The sequence below is a fragment of the Rhizobium sp. ARZ01 genome (assembly GCF_014851675.1).
GTDB lineage: Bacteria > Pseudomonadota > Alphaproteobacteria > Rhizobiales > Rhizobiaceae > Mycoplana.
In genome coordinates, this window is the sequence record NZ_JACVAE010000002.1 from 526,111 (window position 1) to 546,492 (window position 20,382).

Below are 20,382 nucleotides of genomic sequence, written 5' to 3' on the forward strand. Positions count from 1 at the left end.
TCTCCGACGCTCGCATGACAGCTGACTGGACGAGCCCTTACAGCGTGCGCGTGATGTGCTCCACGCGGAAGCACTCGATCGTGTCGCCGGCGCGGATGTCCTCGTAGTTCTCGAAGGCCATGCCGCACTCCTGCCCGGACTGCACTTCCGAGACTTCGTCCTTGAAGCGCTTGAGCGTCTTGAGCTTGCCCTCGTGGATGACGACGTTGTCGCGCACCAGGCGGACGCCAGAGCCACGCTCGACCTTGCCTTCGGTGACGCGGCAACCCGCGACCTTGCCGACCTTGGTGATGTTGAACACCTCCAGGATCTCGGCATTGCCGAGGAAGGTCTCGCGGCGCTCCGGAGACAGCAGACCCGACATCGCAGCCTTCACGTCATCCATCAGATCGTAGATGATGTTGTAGTAGCGGATCTCGATGCCCTGGCGCTCGGCGAGGCTGCGGGCCTGCGCGTTGGCGCGGACGTTGAAGCCGATGATGGCGGCGTTCGACGCTTCGGCAAGCGAGATGTCCGACTCGGTGATACCGCCGGCGCCCGAATGGACGATGCGGGCGCGCACCTCGTCGGTGCCGAGCTTTTCGAGGGAGCCGGCGATGGCTTCGATCGAGCCCTGCACGTCGCCCTTGATGACCAGCGGGAACTCCTTCAGACCGGAGGAGTGCAACTGGCTCATCATCTGCTCGAGCGAACCGCGCGAACCGGACTGGCGTGCAACCTGCTTCTCACGGGCGAGACGCTGGCGATATTCCGAGATTTCGCGGGCGCGGCTTTCGTTCTCTACCACGGCGAACTTGTCGCCGGCGGCCGGCGTTCCCGACAGACCGAGAATCTCGACCGGCATGGAGGGACCAGCAGCCTTCACATGCTCACCCTTGTCGGTGACGAGCGCGCGCACGCGGCCCCACTGGTCGCCGGCAACGATGATCTGGCCGGGCGTCAATGTACCCGTCTGCACGAGCACGGTGGCGACGGCGCCGCGACCACGATCAAGCTCGGCCTCAACGACGACACCTTCAGCAGTGCGGTTCGGGTTGGCCTTGAGATCGAGGATTTCGGCCTGCAGCAGCACCGCTTCGAGCAGCTTGTCCAGATTGGTGCCGTTCTTCGCCGAAACCTCGACGTCAAGCACTTCACCGCCCATGGATTCGACGAAAACCTCGTGCTGGAGGAGCTGCGTGCGCACCTTCTGCGGATCGGCCGTCGGCTTGTCGACCTTGTTGATCGCCACGATGATCGGCACGCCGGCCGCCTTGGCGTGGTTGATGGACTCGATCGTCTGCGGCATGACGCTATCGTCTGCCGCAACGACGAGGATCGCAATGTCGGTCGCCTGCGCACCACGGGCACGCATCGCCGTGAAGGCGGCGTGGCCGGGAGTGTCGATGAAGGTGATCTTGTTGCCGTCCTGCTCGACCTGGTAGGCGCCGATGTGCTGAGTGATGCCACCGGCTTCGCCGGCCACCACGTTTGCATGCCGGATGGCGTCGAGCAGCGACGTCTTGCCGTGGTCGACGTGGCCCATGATGGTCACGATCGGCGGACGCGAAACCATTTCGGCCTCGTCGTCGGCAACGTTGAAGATTCCTTCCTCAACGTCGGATTCCGATACGCGCTTGACCGTATGGCCGAATTCGCCAGCGATCAGCTCGGCCAGATCAGCATCGATCAGGTCGCCCGGCTTCATCATCTGGCCTTCCTTCATCAGGAACTTGATAACGTCGACGGCGCGTTCGGACATGCGCTGCGACAGTTCCTGAATCGTGATGGTTTCCGGCAGGACGACTTCGCGCGAAATCTTCTCGCGAGTCTCCTGCATCATGGAGCGTTTGAACTTTTCCTGGCGGCGGCGCATGGCCGACAGCGAACGGCCGCGCTGCGTGCCGTCTTCGTCCGTCGATGCGGTCGTCAGCGTCAGCTTGCCCTGGCGGCGGCCATCATCGCCCTTCGGGCGGGCAGGGGCCTTGGCGGGCTCGGGACGCGTAATCTTACCGCGTGCCGGACCGCTTGGACCGCGCGCACGGCTTTCATCCTCTTCGGTTTCGCGGCGGCCGCGTGCACCGATAGCAGGGGCAGGAGCCCCTGGGGTCGGGGATGCCGGACGGGCGCTCTGCGGACGCGGTGCGACGACCGGTGGAACAACTGGCGCTTCGACGGGCGCGGCGGCTTGCTCGACTACGGCCTCGCCGCGCGCTTCGGCGGCGGCCCGGCGCTCGGCCTCTTCCTTCTCGCGCTGGACGCGTGCCTCTTCCTCGGCCTTGCGGCGCGCCTCTTCCTCGACCTTGCGGCGCGCCTCTTCTTCGGCGCGGCGACGCGCGTCTTCGGCCTCACGCACCTGCGCATCCGCCAGTGCCTTGCGACGAGCCTCGATCTCTTCCGGTGACAGCTGGTTCAGCACGACGCCGACGCGCGGCCGCTGCTGCTCCTGGCGCTGCGGCTGGGCTGGCTGGTGACGCACGGGCTGCTCGGCAACGCGCGGCGATGGAGCCGGCGTATGGACCACCGGCGCGCGCTCGTCCTCCGGCCGCCCCGGGCGCCGCTTGCGGGTCTCGACGACGACGGCCTTCGTGCGGCCGCGGCCCATATCCTGACGCACGGTACCCTGTTGAACGCCGGTCGGCTTCAGGTGAAGGGTCTTCTTGCCCGCTACGCTGATCGTCTTGTCATCTTTGTTGTCCGTCATTCCGCTTCCGTTCCGTTAGATCAGGACCGGATGCGTCGCACCAGACCCTGTCGTTCAATTCCTGTCGCTCGACGCGCTTGATGCCGGTTTCGGCCGGTCACCCGCGTCATTGCTTTGGCTGGCGAGCGTCGCCTTGTGCCCGAACCGAGCCAGCGCCACGGTATCTTTCGAGCATGATTGCGCGCTTCACTACACCCTCACCCGCCTGCCCTGCAAGCGCGCAAGCATGGATAAAAGCATTCTGGCCTAAAAGCCCTTCCATTTCCGCTTCCGAGAAGAAGCGATAGGAAGGGATTTCGTTCTCTTCCTCCGCGGCGAACATATAGGCCCTCCGCGCCTGGTCAATCTTGCGCACACCATCTGCTGCCGCATCGGTGGCGTGGAACACCGCAAGGGCGGCGCCTGAGCGCACCGCCTTGTCGACATTCATGCCGCCAGTGATGAACTGGCCGGCCTTGCGGGCCATGTTCATCATGCCGGCAAGCTGCGTCACGAGGAGCCGGTCGATTTCGGCACCCAAGTCTGCAGAAGCCCGGACCTCCGCCTTTAGAGCGCGGGCGAAGGCCTTCTTCGCCACGGCCTTGTCGACCAGCGCCCGCTCCGCCTTGACCCAGCATCCGCGACCCGGAAGCTGACGCTTCAGGTCGGCAACGACAGTGCCGTCGGGTCCGGCGACGAAACGGATCAACATGTCGACATCGCCGCTCTCGCGGGTCACGATGCACATACGACCGTTCTCGCCGTCGTCCTTCCTTCTATTGTCGGGCAACGGTATCTCCGGCTGCTCAGGAGAGGCCGCCGATCAGGCGTCCTGCTCCGCACCTTCCACGACTTCAACGGGCGCATCCTCGCCAGCGAGATCGTCCTCGGTGATCCAGCCGGCTGCAAGACGCGCCTGAACGATCATCGCTTCGGCCTCGGCACGCGAAATCTCGAACTTCGAGAACAAGCCCTCGAATTTCTTGGTCACGCCATCCTTGCGCTCCGACCAGCCGACGAGATCGTCGGCTGCGCAGCCGGCGAAATCCTCCATGGTCTTGATGCCGTCTTCACCGAGCGCGACCATCATCTGCGAGGTCACGCCATCGACCTGGCGCAGATCGTCGGACACGCCGAGCTCCTTGCGCTTGGCATCCATTTCGGCCTCGATGCGATCCAGATACTCGCGGGCGCGGGTCTGGATTTCGGTGGCCGTGTCCTCGTCAAAACCGTCGATCGAGGCGATCTCGTCAAGGTCGACATAGGCGAGCTCGTCGACGGCGGCAAAGCCTTCGGAAGCGAGCACCTGGCCGACCATCTCGTCGACATCGAGCGCGTCCATGAACAGCGCGGTCCGCTCGTTGAATTCCTTCTGGCGGCGCTCGCTCTCTTCCTGCTCGGTCAGGATGTCGATGTCCCAACCGGTCAACTGCGAGGCGAGACGGACGTTCTGGCCGCGGCGGCCGATGGCGAGCGAAAGCTGCTCATCGGGAACGACCACTTCGATGCGCTCGGCATCCTCATCAAGAACGACCTTGGCGACTTCCGCCGGCTGAAGGGCGTTGACGATGAAGGACGCCGGGTCCTGCGACCATGGAATAATGTCGATCTTCTCGCCCTGCAGTTCGCCGACGACGGCCTGGACGCGCGAACCGCGCATACCGACGCAGGCGCCGACGGGGTCGATCGAGCTATCGTTGGAGATCACGGCGATCTTGGCGCGCGAACCCGGATCGCGGGCGACCGACTTGATCTGGATGATGCCGTCGTAGATTTCCGGCACTTCCATGGTGAACAGCTTCACCATAAACTGCGGGTGGGTGCGCGACAGGAAAATCTGCGGGCCGCGCTGCTCGCGGCGGACGTCGTAGACGAAGGCGCGGACGCGGTCGCCGTAACGCATATTTTCGCGCGGGATCATCTCGTCGCGACGGATGATGCCTTCGCCACGGCCGAGATCGACGATGACGTTGCCGTATTCGACGCGCTTGACCGTGCCGTTGACGATCTCGCCGACGCGGTCCTTGTATTCGTCGAACTGACGGTCACGTTCGGCTTCGCGCACCTTCTGTACGATCACCTGCTTGGCCGACTGGGCGGCGATACGGCCGAAATCCATCGGCGGCAGCGGGTCGGCCATGAAGTCGCCGATCTTGGCGTCCGGGTTGCGATCGCGTGCCAGTTCCAACGGGATCTGGGTGGAGTAGTCCTCGGCGTGTTCTACGACCTCCAGCAGGCGCTGAAGGCGGATTTCGCCGGTCTTGGAATTGATGTCGGCGCGGATGTTCGATTCCGAGCCGTAGCGCGAGCGCGCAGCCTTCTGGATGGCGTCGGCCATCGCGGCCAGAACGATTTCGCGATCGATGACCTTTTCGCGAGCCACGGCATCCGCGATCTGCAGAAGTTCGAGCCGGTTAGCACTGACTGCCATTGTCTCAAGTCTCCGTTGTCACGCCGGGGCATCGCCTCCGGCTCTGAGGAGCGTCTGCCGCTCCGGTTCCCTTTTCGCCGTCGCACGCCACGGGCCGACGCCCGAGGGAAGCAACGCACTCTAAAACTATTCGCCGTCTTCGTCGTTCTGGTTCGCCGCTTCTGCCTTGGCCGCCTTGTCGGCGCGCAACGCATCGCGGATCAGATCGTCGGTCAGGATCAGCTTCGCCTCGGCCAGCGCCGAAAACGGAATGACCACGCTCGGCTCCTCACCATAAGCCGGCTGATCACGCTCGATCGTGAAGCCATCCGCGTCAGCCGAAACGATCTTTCCGCGGAAACGCTTGCGGCTGTCGATCAGAATCGACGTCTCGCATTTGACGAGATGCCCAAGCCAACGGGAGAAGTCCGACTTTCGAACCATCGGGCGATCGATGCCCGGCGATGACACTTCCAAATGATACGCCTTGTCGATCGGATCCTCAACGTCGAGCACCGGCGAGACAGCCACGGAAACGGCTTCGCAATCCTCGACGGTCATGGTGCCATCGCTTCGCTCGCACATGATCTGCAACGTCAGGCCATGCTGCGCTGATAGGCGAACGCGAACCAGGCGGTATCCGATCTGCTCGATCGTCGGCTCGATGATTTCGGCCACCCGCCGGTCAAGGCCGGTTTCCACGATCAACCGAGGTTCGTTCTCTTGTTCCGTCATTGTCGAGTCCCTTGGCGCCGCGACCCTCGTTGAGGAAGGGCAACTGGCTTTCAAGCTTCCGGCGCGCCGTCGTCGATTGACGGCGAGCGACGCTTCCGGAGCATCGTTCATCATGCGCTCGACCTGGCCAATAAAAAAGAGCGGGTCCTTGCGGGCCCACTCTTCATCAAACCGATCAAGAATTTCGTGGCTATATACGCCGGCTGGCGGGAAATTGCAAGCTGCGCTGGAATGCGGAACAAAGTCCGGCGGGACATCAAACAGCGCCCCCGCGACAATATTCATCCACATGGTTGACTAATGGGCCGAAATCGAATATTCAACCTTATGGGTGAACAAATGGAAGTCGATGCCCTGTCACGCATCCTGAAAGCCGCGGGCGATACGACCCGGCGGAAGATACTCACGCTTCTCGTTCAGGAGGGGCCTCTGAGGGTGACCGGGCTCGCTGCCCATTTCGACATGTCCCTGAACTCGGTGTCCAAGCACATCAAGGTGCTTGAGGAGGCGGGACTGGTCACTCGCCGGACTTTGGGCCGCGAGCATTTCATTGCCGCGGAGCTCGATCCGTTGAAGCATACGGAGCAATGGTTCGGGCAACTGAAGTCCATATGGGAACTGCGCCTGTCGGCGCTCGATCAACTGCTCGCTACCGAGGAGAAGGACTATGAGCCAACTCGAATTGACCAGTGAACTCGAACTGACCGTAAACCGCACGATCGCCGCCCCGCGAGAGAAGGTGTTCAACGCGTGGCTCTCGCCGCAAACGCTTGCGAGATTCATGCGCCCATGTGAGGGGGAAGGCATGGATGCGAGGGTGGAGAACGACCCTGTTGAGGGCGGTCGCTTTTCCATCGTCATGAAACTGCCGGACCGGGAGGTGCCGCATGCCGGAACCTACTTGGAAATCGACCCCCATTCACGCCTCGCCTTCACGTGGGGGTCACCGCATTCGCTGGACGACAGCGTCGTGACGATCGACTTCACAGCGATCGACAGCCGCACCACGGAAATCGTTCTGAGGCAGGTCAAGTTCGCAAGCGAACAGGCCCGCGACGGTCACGTGGCCGGATGGACCGAGATATTGGGCAAGCTCGCCGCGATTGTTGCATAACCCTCAGGATAGGGCCGGCGACACTGCCCGGCCCTATCCCGCTGGCGGCGTTTCGTCGCCTGCGGCTCGACTTCTGCTCTTCCTGCGAAGGCGGTGCGCGATAGCACATTGGCGTGAATGTCGCTCCCCACTCATTTCGATGGCGGGTTTTTCTTGCCGCCACGCTTTACCTCGCTATCTTGGGCAACGAGCCAAATCATACGAGGTGAGACTGAACGGTGCCCGATCGCAATTCCCCCCTTGCACCCTTCAGGCACGACATCTTCCGCCTCATCTGGGCGGCGAGCCTCGTTTCCAATTTCGGCGGCCTCGTCCAGTCGGTGGGCGCTGCCTGGATGATGGCTTCGATTTCCGACTCGGCGAATCTGGTTGCACTGGTGCAGGCCTCGACGGCCCTGCCGATCATGCTGTTTTCGCTCGCCTCGGGGGCGCTGGCCGACAGCTTCGATCGCCGCCGCATCATGCTGACCGCGCAGTTCTTCATGCTCGCCGTCTCGATCACGCTGACGCTCGTTGCCTGGTACGGGCTGATCACACCCTGGCTGCTCCTCTGCTTCACCTTCCTGATCGGCTGCGGAACGGCGCTGAACAATCCCGCGTGGCAGGCCTCGGTCGGCGACATGGTGCCGCGCGAGGACCTGCCGGCGGCAGTGGCGCTGAACTCAATGGGCTTCAATCTCACCCGCAGCGTCGGCCCTGCCCTGGGTGGCGCCATCGTGGCGGCGGCCGGCGCAGCTGCGGCGTTTGCCGTCAATGCCTGCAGCTATTTCGCGTTGATCCTGGCGCTTCTGCGCTGGAAGCCGGCCCTGCCGAAGAGCCCCCTGCCTCGCGAGCCGTTCGGTCGGGCGATTTCCGCCGGCTTCCGTTACGTCTCGATGTCGCCCAACATCGGCAAGGTGCTGCTGCGCGGCTTCGCCTTCGGCCTTTCGACCAGCGCCATCCTTGCGCTGCTGCCGCTGGTCGCGCGCGACCTCGTGAAGGGCGGACCGCTCACCTACGGCATCCTGCTCGGCTGTTTCGGTATAGGTGCAATCGGGGGTGCGCTGGCCAGCGCGCGAATGCGCGACATACTCTCCAGCGAGACGATCGTGCGCTACGCCTTCGCCGGATTTGCCCTCAGCGCCGTCGTAACCGCTTTCAGCCCCAATTCGCTCATCACCGGCCCCGCCCTTTTTCTCGCCGGCGCCTGCTGGGTGCTGGCGCTGTCGCTGTTCAACACGACGGTCCAGCTTTCGACACCGCGCTGGGTCGTCGCGCGGGCGTTGTCACTCTATCAGACGATGACATTCGGCGGGATTGCCGGGGGCAGCTGGCTTTGGGGCGCCGTTGCCGACGGCCACGGGGCAACCAATGCGCTCTTGTGGGCTGCCGCTGCGATGATGGCCGGCGCGGCACTTGGTCTTCGCTATCCCCTGCCGCAGTTCGAATCTCTCAACCTCGACCCGCTCAATCGCTTCAGCGAGCCGAGCCTGCCGCTGGATCTCAAGCCCCGAAGCGGCCCGATCGTCGTACTGATCGACTACGAAATTGACGAACAGGACATACCAGCGTTCCTGACGGCAATGACGGAGCGCCGCCGCATCCGTATCCGCGACGGCGCTGGGCAGTGGACGCTGATGCGCGACCTCGAAAATCCGACGATCTGGACAGAGACCTACCACGTGCCGACCTGGATCGAATATGTCCGCCACAACCAGCGCCGCACGCAAGCAGACGCTGAAAACGGCGATCGGCTACGCGCGCTCCACCGCGGCAGGGAAGCGCCGCGCGTGCACAGGATGATCGAGCGGCAGACCATCCTGCCGACCGAATATGAGCGCTATAAACGGCAGGTCGACATGCACTGACAGAGATCAGCGCAGCTTCGCCTTCAAGGAGGCATCCGGGAAACAGGTGGCCGCCAGCCCGGATTTCGATTGCCAGTCGCCAAGCGAACGTCGGGTCTTGTAGCCGGGCAACCCATCCACCTTGCCGACGTCGTAGCCCTTGGCGACGAGCGCCTTCTGCATGGCCAGCACATCGGAGCGCAGCATCTTGCCGACGTCGCCCCACGCGCCCTGGAACGGGCCGTTGCCATAGGCGATGCGGTCGGCGAGATTGCCGATGTAGAGCGCGTAGAGATCGGAGTTGTTGTACTCCTTGATCACGTAGAAGTTCGGCGTGACGATGAACTCCGGGCCGTGTTTTCCCGCTGGCACCAGCATCATGCCGGACGCTCGCCCCTCGGTCTTCGGGAACGGTTTTCCCGAGATACGCGTAATGCCGGTGGAGGTCCACTCGCCGATCGGCTTGGCAAGATCGGGGCCCTCCTGGGCGCAGGAGACGCCGTCTGGAATACTGACTTCGTAACCCCAGCCGCGGCCTGGCTCCCAGCCTTTCTTGCGCAGATAGTTGGCGATCGAGGCGAGACTGTCGGGAACCGAGTTCCAGATGTCGCGCACGCCATCGCCATCGAAATCGACGGCATATTTCAGGTAGCTCGTCGGCATGAACTGGGGCTGGCCCATCGCGCCCGCCCAGGAACCTTTCAGCTGTTCCGGCGTACGGTCGCCGCCGTCGACGATGTGCAGGGCCGCAATCAGTTCGCGCCGGAACATATCCTTGCGCGTCGACATGAAGGCCTTGGTCGCCAACACTTCGATGGCCGGATGCGGGATATCGGCACGGCCAAAGCCGGACTCACGGCCCCAGACGGCCAGGATGATTTCGCCCGGCACACCATAGGCCTGCTCGACCTTGCGTAACGTGCCGGCATGGGTCGACGCCAGCGTGCGCCCGCTCGCAGCCAGCCCCTGCAGACGCTTCTCGGAGAAATAGGCGCCTGGCGAGGAGAACTCTGCCTGGCTCTGCTTCTGCTCTTTCTTTGGCGCCGAGCCGGGGGGCACGAGATCGGGAAGGTCCCAGTTCAGTTGAACGCCGTCAAAGGCAGCCTTGAAGGTCTTCTGCGAGACGCCAGCCTTTGCGGCTTCCGGCCAAAGATCGTTTTGCAGCCAGGACTGGAACTGGCTCTCCACCTCGGCCTTGGAGGCAGCGAGCGAAGACAACGGAGCGAAGAGAAGAGCGAGGGCTGCAAGCGTTCCCCCGATGCGGCGCACCAAACGATCCGAACATACCCGTATTACCTGCATGTCAGTCCTCTCAAATCGTCGTGCGTGCGCGCAAGGCGGCCGTCAGTGTTCCCTCGTCGAGATAGTCGAGTTCGCCGCCGACGGGCACACCGTGCGCCAGCCGGGTAATCTTCACCTCCAGCCCCTGAAGCTGGTCGGTGATGTAATGAGCGGTCGTCTGACCTTCGACGGTGGCGTTGACGGCGATGATCAGTTCGCGAACGCCGCCGGCAGCAACACGGTCAATCAGGCCGCGGATGTTGAGATCGTCCGGACCAATGCCATCGAGCGGTGACAGCGTGCCGCCGAGCACGTGATAGGCCGCGTTCATGGCGCCGGCGCGTTCCAGCGCCCAGAGATCGGAGACGTCTTCGACGACGATGATCACCGACTGGTCCCGGCGCTCATCGATGCAGACCGTGCAAGGATCGATCGTGTCGACATTGCCGCAGCAGGAGCAGATGCGCACCTTGCGATGGGCCTCACCCATTGCGTCCGCCAGCGGCCCTAGCAGCTGATCCTTCTTCTTGACGAGGTGCAGAGCCGCACGCCGCGCCGAACGTGGACCAAGCCCTGGCACTTTTGCAAGGAGTTGAATGAGTTTTTCGATTTCCGGACCGGTGACTCGTTTTGCCATGGGCGGTTTCTATCGCAAATCCGCACGGAACGAAAATCGAGAAAGCAGGTCTTTCAACGAATATCGAGCGCTCCTACCCATCATACGGGTGTTGGAGACAAGAGAGCAACCAGATCGTCGGAGCCTGTGCAACATTGATGCACGCCATCGCTGCCGCCACTCGCCGCAGGTTTGGTGCGCCAGCGTTACAGCCATTCCCGCGACGAACATCTTTGAAGCAGATCGCACCTCGGGCAGTGCTTCCGCGGCGGGAAAGCACGCGTGCCACGAGCGCCGCAATGCTTGGACCGGGCGAGCCGGCCGCCATCAACAGCGCTCCGGCAAAGACCATAAGATTTGTCAGGCTCAATGCATCGCCTCCACGTCCCTGCTCCCACCGGATCTCACTGTTCCGGTGGGGGTTCCTTTACTCCCCTTCAGGGGAGCATGCCTCAGAACGGCATCTTGAAGCCGGGCGGAATCGGCAGACCGGCCGTCAGCGCCTTGGTCTTTTCCGCGGCAAGCGCCTCGGCCTTGTCCTTGGCATCCTTGTGGGCGGCGACGATCAGGTCCTCGAGAATCTCGACGTCGTCTTCCTTGAACATGGACGGATCGACCTTCAGCCCCTTCATGTTGCCCTTGCCGTCGAGCGTGACCTTGACGAGGCCGCCGCCGGAGGTACCCTCGACGGTGAGGGCAGCGATCTCCTCCTGCATCTTCTCCATCTTGGCCTGCATTTCCTTGACCTTGCCCATCATGCCCATGATGTCGCGCATCGGCCGCTCCTTCCGTAGTTCTCTTTGAATGCTCTCAAAACTCGATGTCGTCGCCGGGCAGGATATCGCCCTCGGCGGATTCAGCGGCAGCAGCCACTTCGATCGTCTCGCTCTCGACCTCCGGCGCCTTGATGCGCACGTCGGTGATCCTGGCGCCCGGAAAACGCTGCAGGATCGCCGCGACGTCGGGATCCTGCCGCGCATCGGCGACACGCTCTTCCTGTGCCTTGACTTCGGCTTCCGCAAGCGTCAGCCCGGTGGCCTCACGGGAAACGATGACCATCCAGCGGATACCGGTCCATTCCTCCAGGCGCCGCTGCAGGTCGCCGACCAACGCCTTCGGCGCGTCATCGGCAAGGCCAATCTCGGCGCGTCCAGCCTCGAAGCGGCCGGGCCGCACGAAGTTGCGAACCAGCGCCCGCAGCCGGATGTCGCGGTTCTTCGTGCAAAGGTCGGATATGTCTTCGAGCGACCGGACGGGCACCTTCGGAACCGGCGCGGCCTCTGCAGGTTCCGCACGGCCCTCGATCGGCGCTGCCACTTGCGGCGTTGTATCGGTTGCCGGCACAGGGCGCAGCATCGTGGCTGCCCCTCCGGTGGCGCGCATGGTCGGCTGGTCAGGCGCACGGCCCACAGCGGAAACAGTACCCGATGCGGATGCCTGCACGTTTCCGGAATAGCCGGAGCTGGATGGCGCACGCTGGCCGTTGCCGCCGCCATTGCCGCCTGCAAGCTCGGCGAGGCGGCGAGCCGCGTCCTCCGGTGACGGCAAGTGGGCCGCATGGGCGAGCCGGATCAGTACCATCTCGGCTGCCCCCGCCGGGCGGCTCGAGGCTTCCGTCTCCGGAATGCCCTTCAACAGCATCTGCCAGATCCGCGACAGGGCGCTCACAGCAATACTCTGGGCCAGCTCGGCGCCGCGAACGCGCTCGATCTCGCTCAGCGACTGGTCGTTTGCCGCGTCGGGCACGTATTTCATGCGGGTGACGAGATGGGTGAAATCGGCGAGGTCGGTCAAAACAACCGGTGGGCTCGCGCCGGCCTCGTACTGAGCAGTGAACTCGGCAAGGGCCGCAGCAACGTCGCCGCGGACAACATGGCTGAAGAGATCGACAATGCGGGCGCGATCGGCAAGGCCGAGCATGGAACGCACGGCACCCACTTCCACCACGCCTGCACCATGGGCGATCGCCTGATCAAGCAGCGACAGCCCGTCGCGGGCCGATCCCTCGGCGGCGCGGGCGATCATGGCGAGCGCGTCCGCCTCCGCCTGCACGCCTTCCTTCTGAAGGATCGTGGTGAACAGGCCGACAAGGTCAGTCGCTGCGATCCGGCGCAGATCGAAGCGCTGGCAGCGTGACAGGACCGTGATCGGAACTTTGCGGATCTCGGTGGTGGCGAAGATGAACTTCACATGCTCCGGTGGCTCTTCGAGCGTCTTCAGCAGACCGTTGAAGGCCTGCGTCGAGAGCATGTGCACTTCGTCGATGATGTAGACCTTGTAGCGGGCAGAAACCGGGCGGTAGCGCACCTGCTCGATGATCTCTCTGATATCGTCGATGCCGGTATGCGAGGCAGCGTCCATCTCGATTACGTCGACATGGCGGCCTTCCATGATCGCCTGGCAGTGCTCGCCGGGGCTCTTGAGATCAATTGTCGGCTTGTCGATGTCGGCGGTCTTGTAATTCAGCGCACGGGCGAGAATGCGGGCGGTGGTCGTCTTGCCGACCCCGCGAACGCCGGTCAGCATGTAGGCCTGCGCGATGCGACCTGTCTCGAAAGCATTGGTAAGCGTACGGACCATCGGCTCCTGGCCGACCATGAGGTCCGTAAAATCTCTGGGACGGTACTTGCGCGCCAGAACCCGGTATGCGGCGGGCTTTTCGCCTGACGGAAGTGGAGTGTCTTCGCTCATCGCCCCTGCCGCATCGCTTGAAAGTCGCGTCCCGACAGGACGTTAGGTGGGAGGCTGGCACGATGACCCGTGCCGGGGCTCGTTAGGGCTGCTTCCTTCCGGACCTGACCCGGTTGGCGAGTGGCTCGTCCACCACCAACCTCCCGGCTTCCATATCGGCAATAATGCATCAGAATGCAAGCCGGAACGTCAAAAAACTGTTGGAGCGGACGGCGAACACGTGGCATGACTCGCTATGGGGCGAAACGACGGGAGCGAAAAGTTGAACCCATTCGAGGCGGATGAGCGGCTTGTACGCGATAGCGAGGTGCTGACGAGGATCGGGCTTTGCGAACTGCGCCTGATGAAGGATGCGCGCTGGCCCTGGCTCGTGCTCGTGCCGCAGCGGGCGGATGTCTGCGAGATTTTCGACCTCACACCGCTCGACCAGACGATGCTGACTTTCGAGATCAATCTCGTCGCCGACGCGCTGAAACGCGCCACCGGCGCGACCAAGATCAATGTCGGTGCGCTCGGCAACATCGTGCGTCAGCTCCACGTTCATGTCATTGCCCGCAACGAGGGCGATCCCAACTGGCCCGGCCCCGTCTGGGGTTTTGGATCTGCAGAGGCGTGGGACGAGAAAAACAAGGCCACATTCACCGCCAAGCTGCTGGAACACCTGAGCTCATGACGTCATCGATCTTCGACCTGCACCTTCCGCACGCCGAACCAAGCACGATGGTCGCCTTTGCCGAAAACAGTTTGGACCGGCGCTCGGAATACCGCGCCGAGGACTGCGTCGAACGCGCCTTCGAAATGGAGGGCGTGCATGCGTTCGCCTTTGCGAGCGGCAAATTGGTCGTGAAACACGACGAGAAAATCATCGACCCGCTGTTTGCACCCTACGAGCTTGCCGGGCTCAACCCGATTGTCGAGGAGACAATCCTGCTGGGCTACCTGAAGAACGGCGAGCCGCGGCTTGCCGTACCGGTCCGCGCCGATCCGGATGCCTTGCACGAGCCGCTCAGGGCCGCCGACGGGCGCACGCTCTATCGCCAGCAGATGCTGGATGACGACCTACTCGGCCAATTCGCGCAGGCATCCGCGCTCCTGACCTGGAACGGCAACAACCGCTTCTGCGGCCGCTGCGGCGCGCCGAATCGAATGGAGATCGGCGGCTATCGCCGCGTCTGCACCGTCTGCGGTCACCAGACCTTCCCGCGCACCGATCCCGTGGCCATCATGCTCGTGATCGACATCGAACGGGACCGCTGCCTGCTTGGCCGGTCGCATCATTTTCCCGAGGGCATGTATTCCTGCCTTGCAGGTTTCCTGGAGCCGGGGGAAACGATCGAACACGCCGTGCGGCGGGAAACGCTCGAAGAGTCCGGCATCAAGATCGGCCGGGTTCGCTATCACGCGTCGCAACCCTGGCCCATGCCGCACTCATTGATGATTGGCTGCTACGCAGAAGCAAAATCCTTCGCGATCCATCGCGACGAACAGGAACTGGAGGATTGCCGCTGGTTCACACGGGCCGAAACGGCGGAAATGCTTGCCCGGACCGCGAGCACCGACCCCGTGACGGGCGCGACCAGCTCTCCGCCCAAGGGCGCAATCGCGCACCGCCTGATGCGCGACTGGCTGGATTGGACGACATCATAGGCTGAAGGTAATGGCGCGCTCGGAACGCCTTTTGACCCTGCTTCAGACACTGCGCCGGTACCGTCGCCCGGTTAGTGGCGCTGTGCTTGCGGCCGAAGCTGGCGTTAGCATCCGTACGCTCTATCGCGATATCGCCAGCCTTCAGGCGCAGGGGGCGTTGATCGATGGCGAGCCCGGCGTAGGCTATGTCCTGAAACCCGGGTTCATGCTGCCACCCATGATGTTCTCGCAAGACGAGATCGAGGCGCTGGTCCTGGGATCACGGTGGGTCGCACGTGCCGCCGACCCGCGTCTTGCGATGGCGGGGGCCGATGCTCTTGCCAAGATCGCCGATGTTCTTCCGCCGGATATGCGTGAGGAGGTGGAAGCATCGACGCTTCTCGTCAACCTCCGCCCACCGGTCGAGACGAAGGCAGACCTCGGCATCATTCGGAAGGCCATCCGCAGCGAGCGGATGCTTAGACTGACCTATTCCGACGAGGTCGGCACAGTCTCCGTGCGGCGCATCTGGCCCTTCGCGCTCAGCTATTTCGAACAAGTACGTGTGGTAGCCGCCTGGTGCGAACTCCGGCAGGACTTTCGCCACTTCCGCACCGATCGCATCATCGAGATGCTCCCCCAAAACGAGCGCTATCCCCGCCGGCGGGCCGTTTTGCTGAAGGCCTGGCGCGACCAGCAAGATGTGCGGATCGAAGCTTAGGCTACTGCCATAAACTGTCAGCAGTGACCTGTATAGTTCATGTCATTCCAGCAGGATGGAGGACATGACGATGGCGACACTCAATCTCTCCCAGCAATATGGCCCGGTGCGGTGCGCTCTCGACGGGCGAGGCGGGAAGCCGCAACGATCGCTCCTCGTTCGACTTGCCGATCGCCTTGGCTGGCAGACGGGTCGGTCACGCTGCCCGCGTCTCGACCTTGAGCGCATGCCGGACTATCTGCGTCGCGATATCGGCTTCATCGACTGGGGCTCGCCGCCCGGCGCGTCTCGGCGACCGCTATGGAAGTCGTCCGACTTCTGAGGAACGCGCGCGCTCGATCGGGTGATCACCCGTTCCGGCTGATAGTCGAAAAGTGCGCCCCTGCCGCTGTGTTTGCGGCGGGGTGAATTTGTCAGAGTTGTCCGCGCATGGGATGCGCACGGTAAGAGCCGAGGATGCGTACTTTCTCGGAGAAGAAGCGAAGCTCGTCGAGCGCGCGGCGAACATTGGCATCGTCTGGATGCCCCTCGATATCGGCGTAGAACTGGGTAGCGTAGAACTTGCCGCCGATCTGGTAGCTTTCCAGCTTCGTCATGTTGATGCCGTTGGTGGCGAAACCACCAAGCCCCTTGTAGAGGGCGGCCGGAATGTTGCGCACGTTAAAGACAAACGTCGTGACAATGACCTCGTCGGGCTGGGTGCGGGCGGGGATATTCGGCTCGCGCGCCAGCACGACGAAGCGCGTGACATTGCTTTCCGAATCCTCAACGTTCTCGGCAATGATCTGTAGACCGTACAACTCTGAAGCCAGCCGCGGCGCCAGTGCCGCCATACTGCGATCGCCCTTTTCCGCCACCAGCTTTGCGGCGCCTGCCGTGTCGCCCGCGATCACCGGCTTCCAACCGTTCATCCGCACGATCCTGCGGCACTGGCCGAGCGCGTGGATGTGGCTGTGAACGGTGCGGATCTCGTCCTTTGTGACGCCCGGCAGGACCATCAGCTGGAACCGGATCGGCATGAAATACTCGCCGACGATGTGCAGCCGCGACTCCGGCAGGAGATGGTGGATGTCGGCGACGCGGCCGGCGAGGGTATTTTCGATCGGGATCATCGCCAGATCGGCGTCGCCGTTCTCGACAGCGAGGAAGGCATCCTCAAACGTCTGACAGGGCAAGGGTTCCATCTGCGGGAACATGTCCCGGCAGGCCATGTCCGAATTGGCGCCGAAGTCGCCCTGGAAGGCGATCCTGTTGGTCTTCTGTATCATGGACGGTCCATTCAGCGGCTCGTGGCCGAAAGCAGCCGGCAGGCCTTTTCGAGGTCGGCCGGAGTATCGACACCGAGCGGAACGGTGTCAACGATCTCGGCGTCGATCCGAAGCCCCGCTTCCAGCGCACGCAGTTGCTCGAGCGACTCGCGCTTCTCGAGCGTCGACGGCGGGAGCGAAACGAACGTTTCCAGCGCCTTTCGGCGATAGGCGTAAAGGCCGATGTGATGGTAGAGCGGGCCGTCACCATAGGGTGCGGTGGCGCGGGTAAAGTAGAGAGCCCGGAGCCGGCTGTCGCCGATCGGCGAGCCTACGACCTTCACAACGTTCGGATTCGTCTTTTCTTCCGGATCGGTGATCTCGGTCGTCAACGTGGCGATATCCGTTGCGGGATCGGCGAGCGGATTCAATGCCGCCTGGATCGTCGCCGGGTCGATCGTCGGCAAATCACCCTGGACGTTGATGATGAATTGCGCGCGCCTGTCCGGATCGCATTTCAGCAGCGCCTCGTGGATGCGGTCGGAGCCTGACTGGTGCTCGACCTTTGTCATCACCACCTCGAAGCCGGCGCTGGCGACCACATCAAAGGTATCCTGGTGGTCGACTGCGACGACAACGCGTCCAGTACGGGACTCCGTCGCGCGCTTGGCAACTTGCACGATCATCGGCAGCCCGCAGATGTCGGCAAGCGGCTTACCCGGCAGGCGCGTGGAGGCCATGCGCGCCGGGATCAACACGAGCGTTTCTTCAAAATTAGGAGGATTCATGCCCTGCCCTTCAAGCGCACATAACAAGTGTCAATTCGTCTCATCGACAGCTGCACAATCTCTGTTGCAACGAAGCAGCAAAAGACATAGGTTCCGCGCGATTTCAAGACTGGCCGGCTAAGATGTGCCGGCTCCAGGGGAGCTGCGGATGAACTCTTATGTGAACATGGGCGTGGGTGCCCTTCTCGGCACCGTCTTTGTGCTGATGTCGGTATCCATCGCGTCGGAAGGCATCTTCCACTCGGCGACCCCGGAGAAGGAAGGCTTTGCGATCGTTGCCGAGGAAAGCGGAGCGGAAGCAGGCGGAGAGAGCGCCGGCGCTGAAGCCGCAGCGGCCGTGCCGATCGCGACACTGCTGGCATCGGCGGATGCCGCAGCCGGCGAAGCCACCTTCAAGAAGTGTGCCGCCTGTCATAGCGGAGACAAGGGCGGTCCGAACAAGGTTGGCCCGGGTCTCTGGAACATCGTCAACCACCCGGTTGCCACGCATGAGGGCTTCAGCTACTCGGCCGGCATGAAGACCTTTGCCGAAGGCGGCAAGGTTTGGGACTACGAGCACCTCAACCACTTCCTCGCAGGTCCGAAGAAGTACGTCGCTGGCACGGCGATGGGCTTTGCCGGCCTGAAGAAGGATGACGAACGCGCCAACCTGATCGCTTACCTGCGCACGCTTGCCGACAGCCCGGCACCGCTTCCGGATGCGTCGGCAGAAGGCGCCGCAGCCGCTCCGGCCGCCGAAAGCGCAGCTCCTGCAGCAACGGAGACCGCGCCGGCTGCCCAGTGAGGCGACTGCTAAATTCTTATCTGTCAAACCCGGCCTATTCGGCCGGGTTTTTTGTTTGATGGTCATGGCGATTGCAAGGTTGGAAACTAAGCGCGAAAACGCCATGGACCGCGCTGCGGAAATGAAAAAAGCGGGGTCATGTCACCCCGCTTCCCCATTCCCGGCCTTGCCGGGACCATGTCCGATGCTGCCAGTACATCCGTGGTCAGCATCAGGACAAATCGTTTGTCGCCGTTGACCGGCGAGTGCCTGTACGATCCTGTAGTTTGCCTCGGTAACAACCGTATGACAGGATCGGCCTCGGCCCTGATTGATCCAGCATCGGCGGAATTGGTTAATGAACCGTCAAGAGATCGAAATTCGGCGTCCCCCTCGGTCATCGGGGAACCCGACGCCAGTCTTTTCAGTTCCCTTCCAGACAGACACAGCTGTTGCAGGAGACTTAGATGGCAAATGACAAGGAAACAGGTGAAAACGGTCGGCGCGCGTCGATCGGCGTCGTGCGCGGCAGCGACAAGAAGGCAAGCAAGACGGACACAGACGTCCCTGAACGCACCCCGGTGGAGGAGCAGGATGCCGAGGCGGCAAAGGCTGCAATCGTCGAGCAGATTGCGCTACTGAAAGAAGAGGTAGCACGCCTCAAAGCATCGCTCGGTGTTCTCGCCGAAAGCAGCGGCCAGTATGCCGTATCGCAGGTCAATTCGCTGCGGGACGACGTACGTGCGGCGGTAGTCGCAAACCCATTGTCCGCAGTTCTCTGTGCGTCACTCGTCGGCTATCTTTTCGGCCTTCGCCGACGGTGATGGGCTCAACTGACGAGTGACGAGATTACAGGGTGACAATCGGCGACCACATCATCATTGGGCTGCACCGCAAAGTACGGAAGAGCCTAAGTTCAACGCCAATATCTGCTGCGCGTAGGTGGTTCGGCGGCGCTCGCCAAGAGGTAGCCGATGACGACACCGGCGAGGCCGGCCGTCAAAACCAGCGTCGAGACGGCGGCGGGGTGCTCGCGCGCTGCATCAGCGACAGCGGTTCCTTCGGATCGGACATAGCCAGCACCGGTTCTGGCCGCTGCGCGCATTGATCTGCCCGCTTTACCGGCTCGGTTACTGATCCCTTCGTAAACTTCGGCGGATTGCGCCGCAAGTTCCTCATGAAGCTTCGCCATCTCTTCGCGAAGGGCCTCGATTTGTGCCTGAGCATCGAAGTTTGCCATACTTGTCTCCCTTTCAGAGGCGCAGGTTGTGACGATGGTGCCAACTGTGCCACCTCATGGCGGCGCATCCAAGCGGACCCACGAAAACGGCAACGCCTGCTGTCGGCCGCACAAACACACGAACTATCGTTCGTGTCCGCTGGTCGTCAAACGGACAAACCTGCTGGAAGTTCCTGGGGAATACGGCTTGCAAAATTCAGATCGCAACAGGAAGAACCCGGCGCTGCGCGCGGGCGCCGGGAGGCACAGGTTGGGACCTTTTGTAGGGTGGAGCTAGCGCCACCACTAGAAGCTTAATTGCAATCAGCATTTGTTCCAAGCAGTTTTGGACAATCTAGATCGAATTGTTGACCCATGCGCCAAAACCTAGTCAACGACTTCCGGGAGCCGGTCGCCGACCGTTCGTAACGATGCAGCCGCCTTATTCGACGACAGCGACCTGCTCGACTTCATCCCCTGCAAAATGGGAGGCGACAAACTCGGGAGCAAGCGCCAATCCGAACATCACGGCGATAAATGTGACAAACACCGTCACTGACAGACTGGTACGAATCATCTCCGCCCTCCTTATACAGAGTCAGGCTACACCAGCACCGAAAGGTGCATCAGTGCTTTCTGAACGCCAGATGAACAAAAAACCGTGACAGGGGGAAGTAACGAAA

Annotated in this window: 21 protein-coding genes, 1 other RNA gene and 1 pseudogene; 9 read left to right on the plus strand and 14 right to left on the minus strand. The window is 62.6% G+C overall.

The annotated features are described in order from the left end of the window. Window positions 1–37: 37 nt before the first annotated feature. The 4 genes from infB to rimP form a co-directional block, all read right to left on the minus strand. Window positions 38–2,683 (minus strand): translation initiation factor IF-2, encoded by a 2,646-nt coding sequence (infB, locus tag IB238_RS16665; protein WP_192249217.1) that lies wholly within the window; start codon window positions 2,681–2,683, stop codon window positions 38–40. 106 nt (window positions 2,684–2,789) lie between these two features. Further along, window positions 2,790–3,452: an RNA-binding protein gene (locus IB238_RS16670; RefSeq protein ID WP_246723688.1), complete on the minus strand. Its 663-nt coding sequence runs from the start codon at window positions 3,450–3,452 to the stop codon at window positions 2,790–2,792. Between the two features lie 33 nt (window positions 3,453–3,485). Then, a complete protein-coding gene (nusA, locus tag IB238_RS16675; protein ID WP_192249220.1) occupies window positions 3,486–5,093 on the minus strand; it encodes a transcription termination factor NusA in 1,608 nt (535 codons plus the stop codon). 126 nt (window positions 5,094–5,219) lie between these two features. Beyond that, on the minus strand, window positions 5,220–5,807 hold the full coding sequence (gene rimP, locus IB238_RS16680; RefSeq protein ID WP_192249222.1) for a ribosome maturation factor RimP: 588 nt from the start codon (window positions 5,805–5,807) through the stop codon (window positions 5,220–5,222). Between the two features lie 339 nt (window positions 5,808–6,146). Here rimP and IB238_RS16685 point away from each other — a divergent pair, with 339 nt between their 5' ends. The 3 genes from IB238_RS16685 (at window position 6,147) to IB238_RS16695 (ending at window position 8,768) form a co-directional block, all read left to right on the plus strand. Beyond that, window positions 6,147–6,500, plus strand: a complete 354-nt coding sequence (locus IB238_RS16685; protein ID WP_192249225.1) for a metalloregulator ArsR/SmtB family transcription factor — start codon at window positions 6,147–6,149, stop codon at window positions 6,498–6,500. Further along, on the plus strand, window positions 6,475–6,921 hold the full coding sequence (locus IB238_RS16690; RefSeq protein ID WP_192249228.1) for an SRPBCC domain-containing protein: 447 nt from the start codon (window positions 6,475–6,477) through the stop codon (window positions 6,919–6,921). The genes IB238_RS16685 and IB238_RS16690 overlap by 26 nt, the downstream gene beginning before the upstream one ends. A gap of 218 nt (window positions 6,922–7,139) precedes the next feature. Beyond that, window positions 7,140–8,768 carry an MFS transporter gene (locus IB238_RS16695; protein WP_192249232.1) on the plus strand — a complete coding sequence of 543 codons (1,629 nt, stop codon included), beginning with the start codon at window positions 7,140–7,142 and terminating at the stop codon, window positions 8,766–8,768. 6 nt (window positions 8,769–8,774) lie between these two features. Here the strand turns inward: IB238_RS16695 and IB238_RS16700 are convergent, their stop codons facing one another. From IB238_RS16700 to ffs, 6 genes and pseudogenes are all read right to left on the minus strand, one after another. Continuing rightward, window positions 8,775–10,019, minus strand: a complete 1,245-nt coding sequence (locus IB238_RS16700; RefSeq protein WP_192249746.1) for a lytic murein transglycosylase — start codon at window positions 10,017–10,019, stop codon at window positions 8,775–8,777. A gap of 40 nt (window positions 10,020–10,059) precedes the next feature. Further along, complete coding sequence (recR, locus tag IB238_RS16705; RefSeq protein WP_192249234.1) at window positions 10,060–10,665, minus strand: recombination mediator RecR; 606 nt, start codon at window positions 10,663–10,665, stop codon at window positions 10,060–10,062. Window positions 10,666–10,912: 247 nt separating this feature from the next. Continuing rightward, window positions 10,913–11,014: pseudogene (locus tag IB238_RS24625) on the minus strand (LysE family translocator); the annotation flags it as partial. A gap of 82 nt (window positions 11,015–11,096) precedes the next feature. Further along, entirely contained in the window at window positions 11,097–11,420 is a 324-nt protein-coding gene (locus IB238_RS16710; RefSeq protein WP_192249237.1) for a YbaB/EbfC family nucleoid-associated protein, read from the minus strand. Window positions 11,421–11,454: 34 nt separating this feature from the next. Next, window positions 11,455–13,335 (minus strand): DNA polymerase III subunit gamma/tau, encoded by a 1,881-nt coding sequence (locus IB238_RS16715; RefSeq protein WP_192249240.1) that lies wholly within the window; start codon window positions 13,333–13,335, stop codon window positions 11,455–11,457. Window positions 13,336–13,381: 46 nt separating this feature from the next. Next, window positions 13,382–13,479: signal recognition particle sRNA small type (gene ffs, locus IB238_RS16720), an RNA gene on the minus strand. A 118-nt stretch (window positions 13,480–13,597) separates the two neighbouring features. Between ffs and IB238_RS16725 the strand changes: the two genes are divergently transcribed. The 4 genes from IB238_RS16725 (at window position 13,598) to IB238_RS16740 (ending at window position 16,004) form a co-directional block, all read left to right on the plus strand. After that, entirely contained in the window at window positions 13,598–14,008 is a 411-nt protein-coding gene (locus IB238_RS16725) for an HIT family protein (RefSeq protein ID WP_246723689.1), read from the plus strand. Then, entirely contained in the window at window positions 14,005–14,982 is a 978-nt protein-coding gene (nudC, locus tag IB238_RS16730; RefSeq protein ID WP_192249246.1) for an NAD(+) diphosphatase, read from the plus strand. Before IB238_RS16725 ends, nudC begins: the two co-directional genes overlap by 4 nt. Window positions 14,983–14,992: 10 nt before the next feature. After that, window positions 14,993–15,682, plus strand: a complete 690-nt coding sequence (locus tag IB238_RS16735) for a YafY family protein (RefSeq protein WP_192249249.1) — start codon at window positions 14,993–14,995, stop codon at window positions 15,680–15,682. A 64-nt stretch (window positions 15,683–15,746) separates the two neighbouring features. Further along, window positions 15,747–16,004, plus strand: a complete 258-nt coding sequence (locus tag IB238_RS16740) for a hypothetical protein (RefSeq protein WP_192249252.1) — start codon at window positions 15,747–15,749, stop codon at window positions 16,002–16,004. 91 nt (window positions 16,005–16,095) lie between these two features. On the opposite strand, the gene IB238_RS16745 is transcribed toward IB238_RS16740, so the two are convergent. Both IB238_RS16745 and IB238_RS16750 read right to left on the minus strand, forming a co-directional pair. Then, window positions 16,096–16,950 carry a prephenate dehydratase gene (locus IB238_RS16745; protein WP_192249255.1) on the minus strand — a complete coding sequence of 285 codons (855 nt, stop codon included), beginning with the start codon at window positions 16,948–16,950 and terminating at the stop codon, window positions 16,096–16,098. Window positions 16,951–16,961: 11 nt separating this feature from the next. Continuing rightward, window positions 16,962–17,717, minus strand: a complete 756-nt coding sequence (locus IB238_RS16750; protein ID WP_192249259.1) for a 3-deoxy-manno-octulosonate cytidylyltransferase — start codon at window positions 17,715–17,717, stop codon at window positions 16,962–16,964. 148 nt (window positions 17,718–17,865) lie between these two features. Here IB238_RS16750 and IB238_RS16755 point away from each other — a divergent pair, with 148 nt between their 5' ends. Together IB238_RS16755 and IB238_RS16760 are read left to right on the plus strand one after the other, a co-directional pair. Then, window positions 17,866–18,501 (plus strand): cytochrome c family protein, encoded by a 636-nt coding sequence (locus IB238_RS16755; RefSeq protein WP_192249262.1) that lies wholly within the window; start codon window positions 17,866–17,868, stop codon window positions 18,499–18,501. Window positions 18,502–18,947: 446 nt separating this feature from the next. Continuing rightward, window positions 18,948–19,304: a hypothetical protein gene (locus IB238_RS16760; RefSeq protein ID WP_192249265.1), complete on the plus strand. Its 357-nt coding sequence runs from the start codon at window positions 18,948–18,950 to the stop codon at window positions 19,302–19,304. A 92-nt stretch (window positions 19,305–19,396) separates the two neighbouring features. Here the strand turns inward: IB238_RS16760 and IB238_RS16765 are convergent, their stop codons facing one another. Together IB238_RS16765 and IB238_RS24985 are read right to left on the minus strand one after the other, a co-directional pair. Beyond that, window positions 19,397–19,720 carry a hypothetical protein gene (locus IB238_RS16765; protein ID WP_192249268.1) on the minus strand — a complete coding sequence of 108 codons (324 nt, stop codon included), beginning with the start codon at window positions 19,718–19,720 and terminating at the stop codon, window positions 19,397–19,399. A 421-nt stretch (window positions 19,721–20,141) separates the two neighbouring features. After that, a complete protein-coding gene (locus IB238_RS24985) occupies window positions 20,142–20,276 on the minus strand; it encodes a hypothetical protein (protein ID WP_281414473.1) in 135 nt (44 codons plus the stop codon). Between the last annotated feature and the right edge of the window lie 106 nt (window positions 20,277–20,382).

Coding starts and splice junctions, on each gene's coding strand:
- infB (WP_192249217.1), bottom strand. CDS start 2,683: ATGACGGACAACAAAGATGACAAGACGATCAGCGTAGCGGGCAAGAAG.
- nusA (WP_192249220.1), bottom strand. CDS start 5,093: ATGGCAGTCAGTGCTAACCGGCTCGAACTTCTGCAGATCGCGGATGCC.
- rimP (WP_192249222.1), bottom strand. CDS start 5,807: ATGACGGAACAAGAGAACGAACCTCGGTTGATCGTGGAAACCGGCCTT.
- IB238_RS16685 (WP_192249225.1), top strand. CDS start 6,147: ATGGAAGTCGATGCCCTGTCACGCATCCTGAAAGCCGCGGGCGATACG.
- IB238_RS16690 (WP_192249228.1), top strand. CDS start 6,475: ATGAGCCAACTCGAATTGACCAGTGAACTCGAACTGACCGTAAACCGC.
- recR (WP_192249234.1), bottom strand. CDS start 10,665: ATGGCAAAACGAGTCACCGGTCCGGAAATCGAAAAACTCATTCAACTC.
- IB238_RS16710 (WP_192249237.1), bottom strand. CDS start 11,420: ATGCGCGACATCATGGGCATGATGGGCAAGGTCAAGGAAATGCAGGCC.
- IB238_RS16715 (WP_192249240.1), bottom strand. CDS start 13,335: ATGAGCGAAGACACTCCACTTCCGTCAGGCGAAAAGCCCGCCGCATAC.
- nudC (WP_192249246.1), top strand. CDS start 14,005: ATGACGTCATCGATCTTCGACCTGCACCTTCCGCACGCCGAACCAAGC.
- IB238_RS16735 (WP_192249249.1), top strand. CDS start 14,993: ATGGCGCGCTCGGAACGCCTTTTGACCCTGCTTCAGACACTGCGCCGG.
- IB238_RS16740 (WP_192249252.1), top strand. CDS start 15,747: ATGACGATGGCGACACTCAATCTCTCCCAGCAATATGGCCCGGTGCGG.
- IB238_RS16745 (WP_192249255.1), bottom strand. CDS start 16,950: ATGATACAGAAGACCAACAGGATCGCCTTCCAGGGCGACTTCGGCGCC.
- IB238_RS16750 (WP_192249259.1), bottom strand. CDS start 17,717: ATGAATCCTCCTAATTTTGAAGAAACGCTCGTGTTGATCCCGGCGCGC.
- IB238_RS16755 (WP_192249262.1), top strand. CDS start 17,866: ATGAACTCTTATGTGAACATGGGCGTGGGTGCCCTTCTCGGCACCGTC.
- IB238_RS16760 (WP_192249265.1), top strand. CDS start 18,948: ATGGCAAATGACAAGGAAACAGGTGAAAACGGTCGGCGCGCGTCGATC.
- IB238_RS16765 (WP_192249268.1), bottom strand. CDS start 19,720: ATGGCAAACTTCGATGCTCAGGCACAAATCGAGGCCCTTCGCGAAGAG.
- IB238_RS24985 (WP_281414473.1), bottom strand. CDS start 20,276: ATGATTCGTACCAGTCTGTCAGTGACGGTGTTTGTCACATTTATCGCC.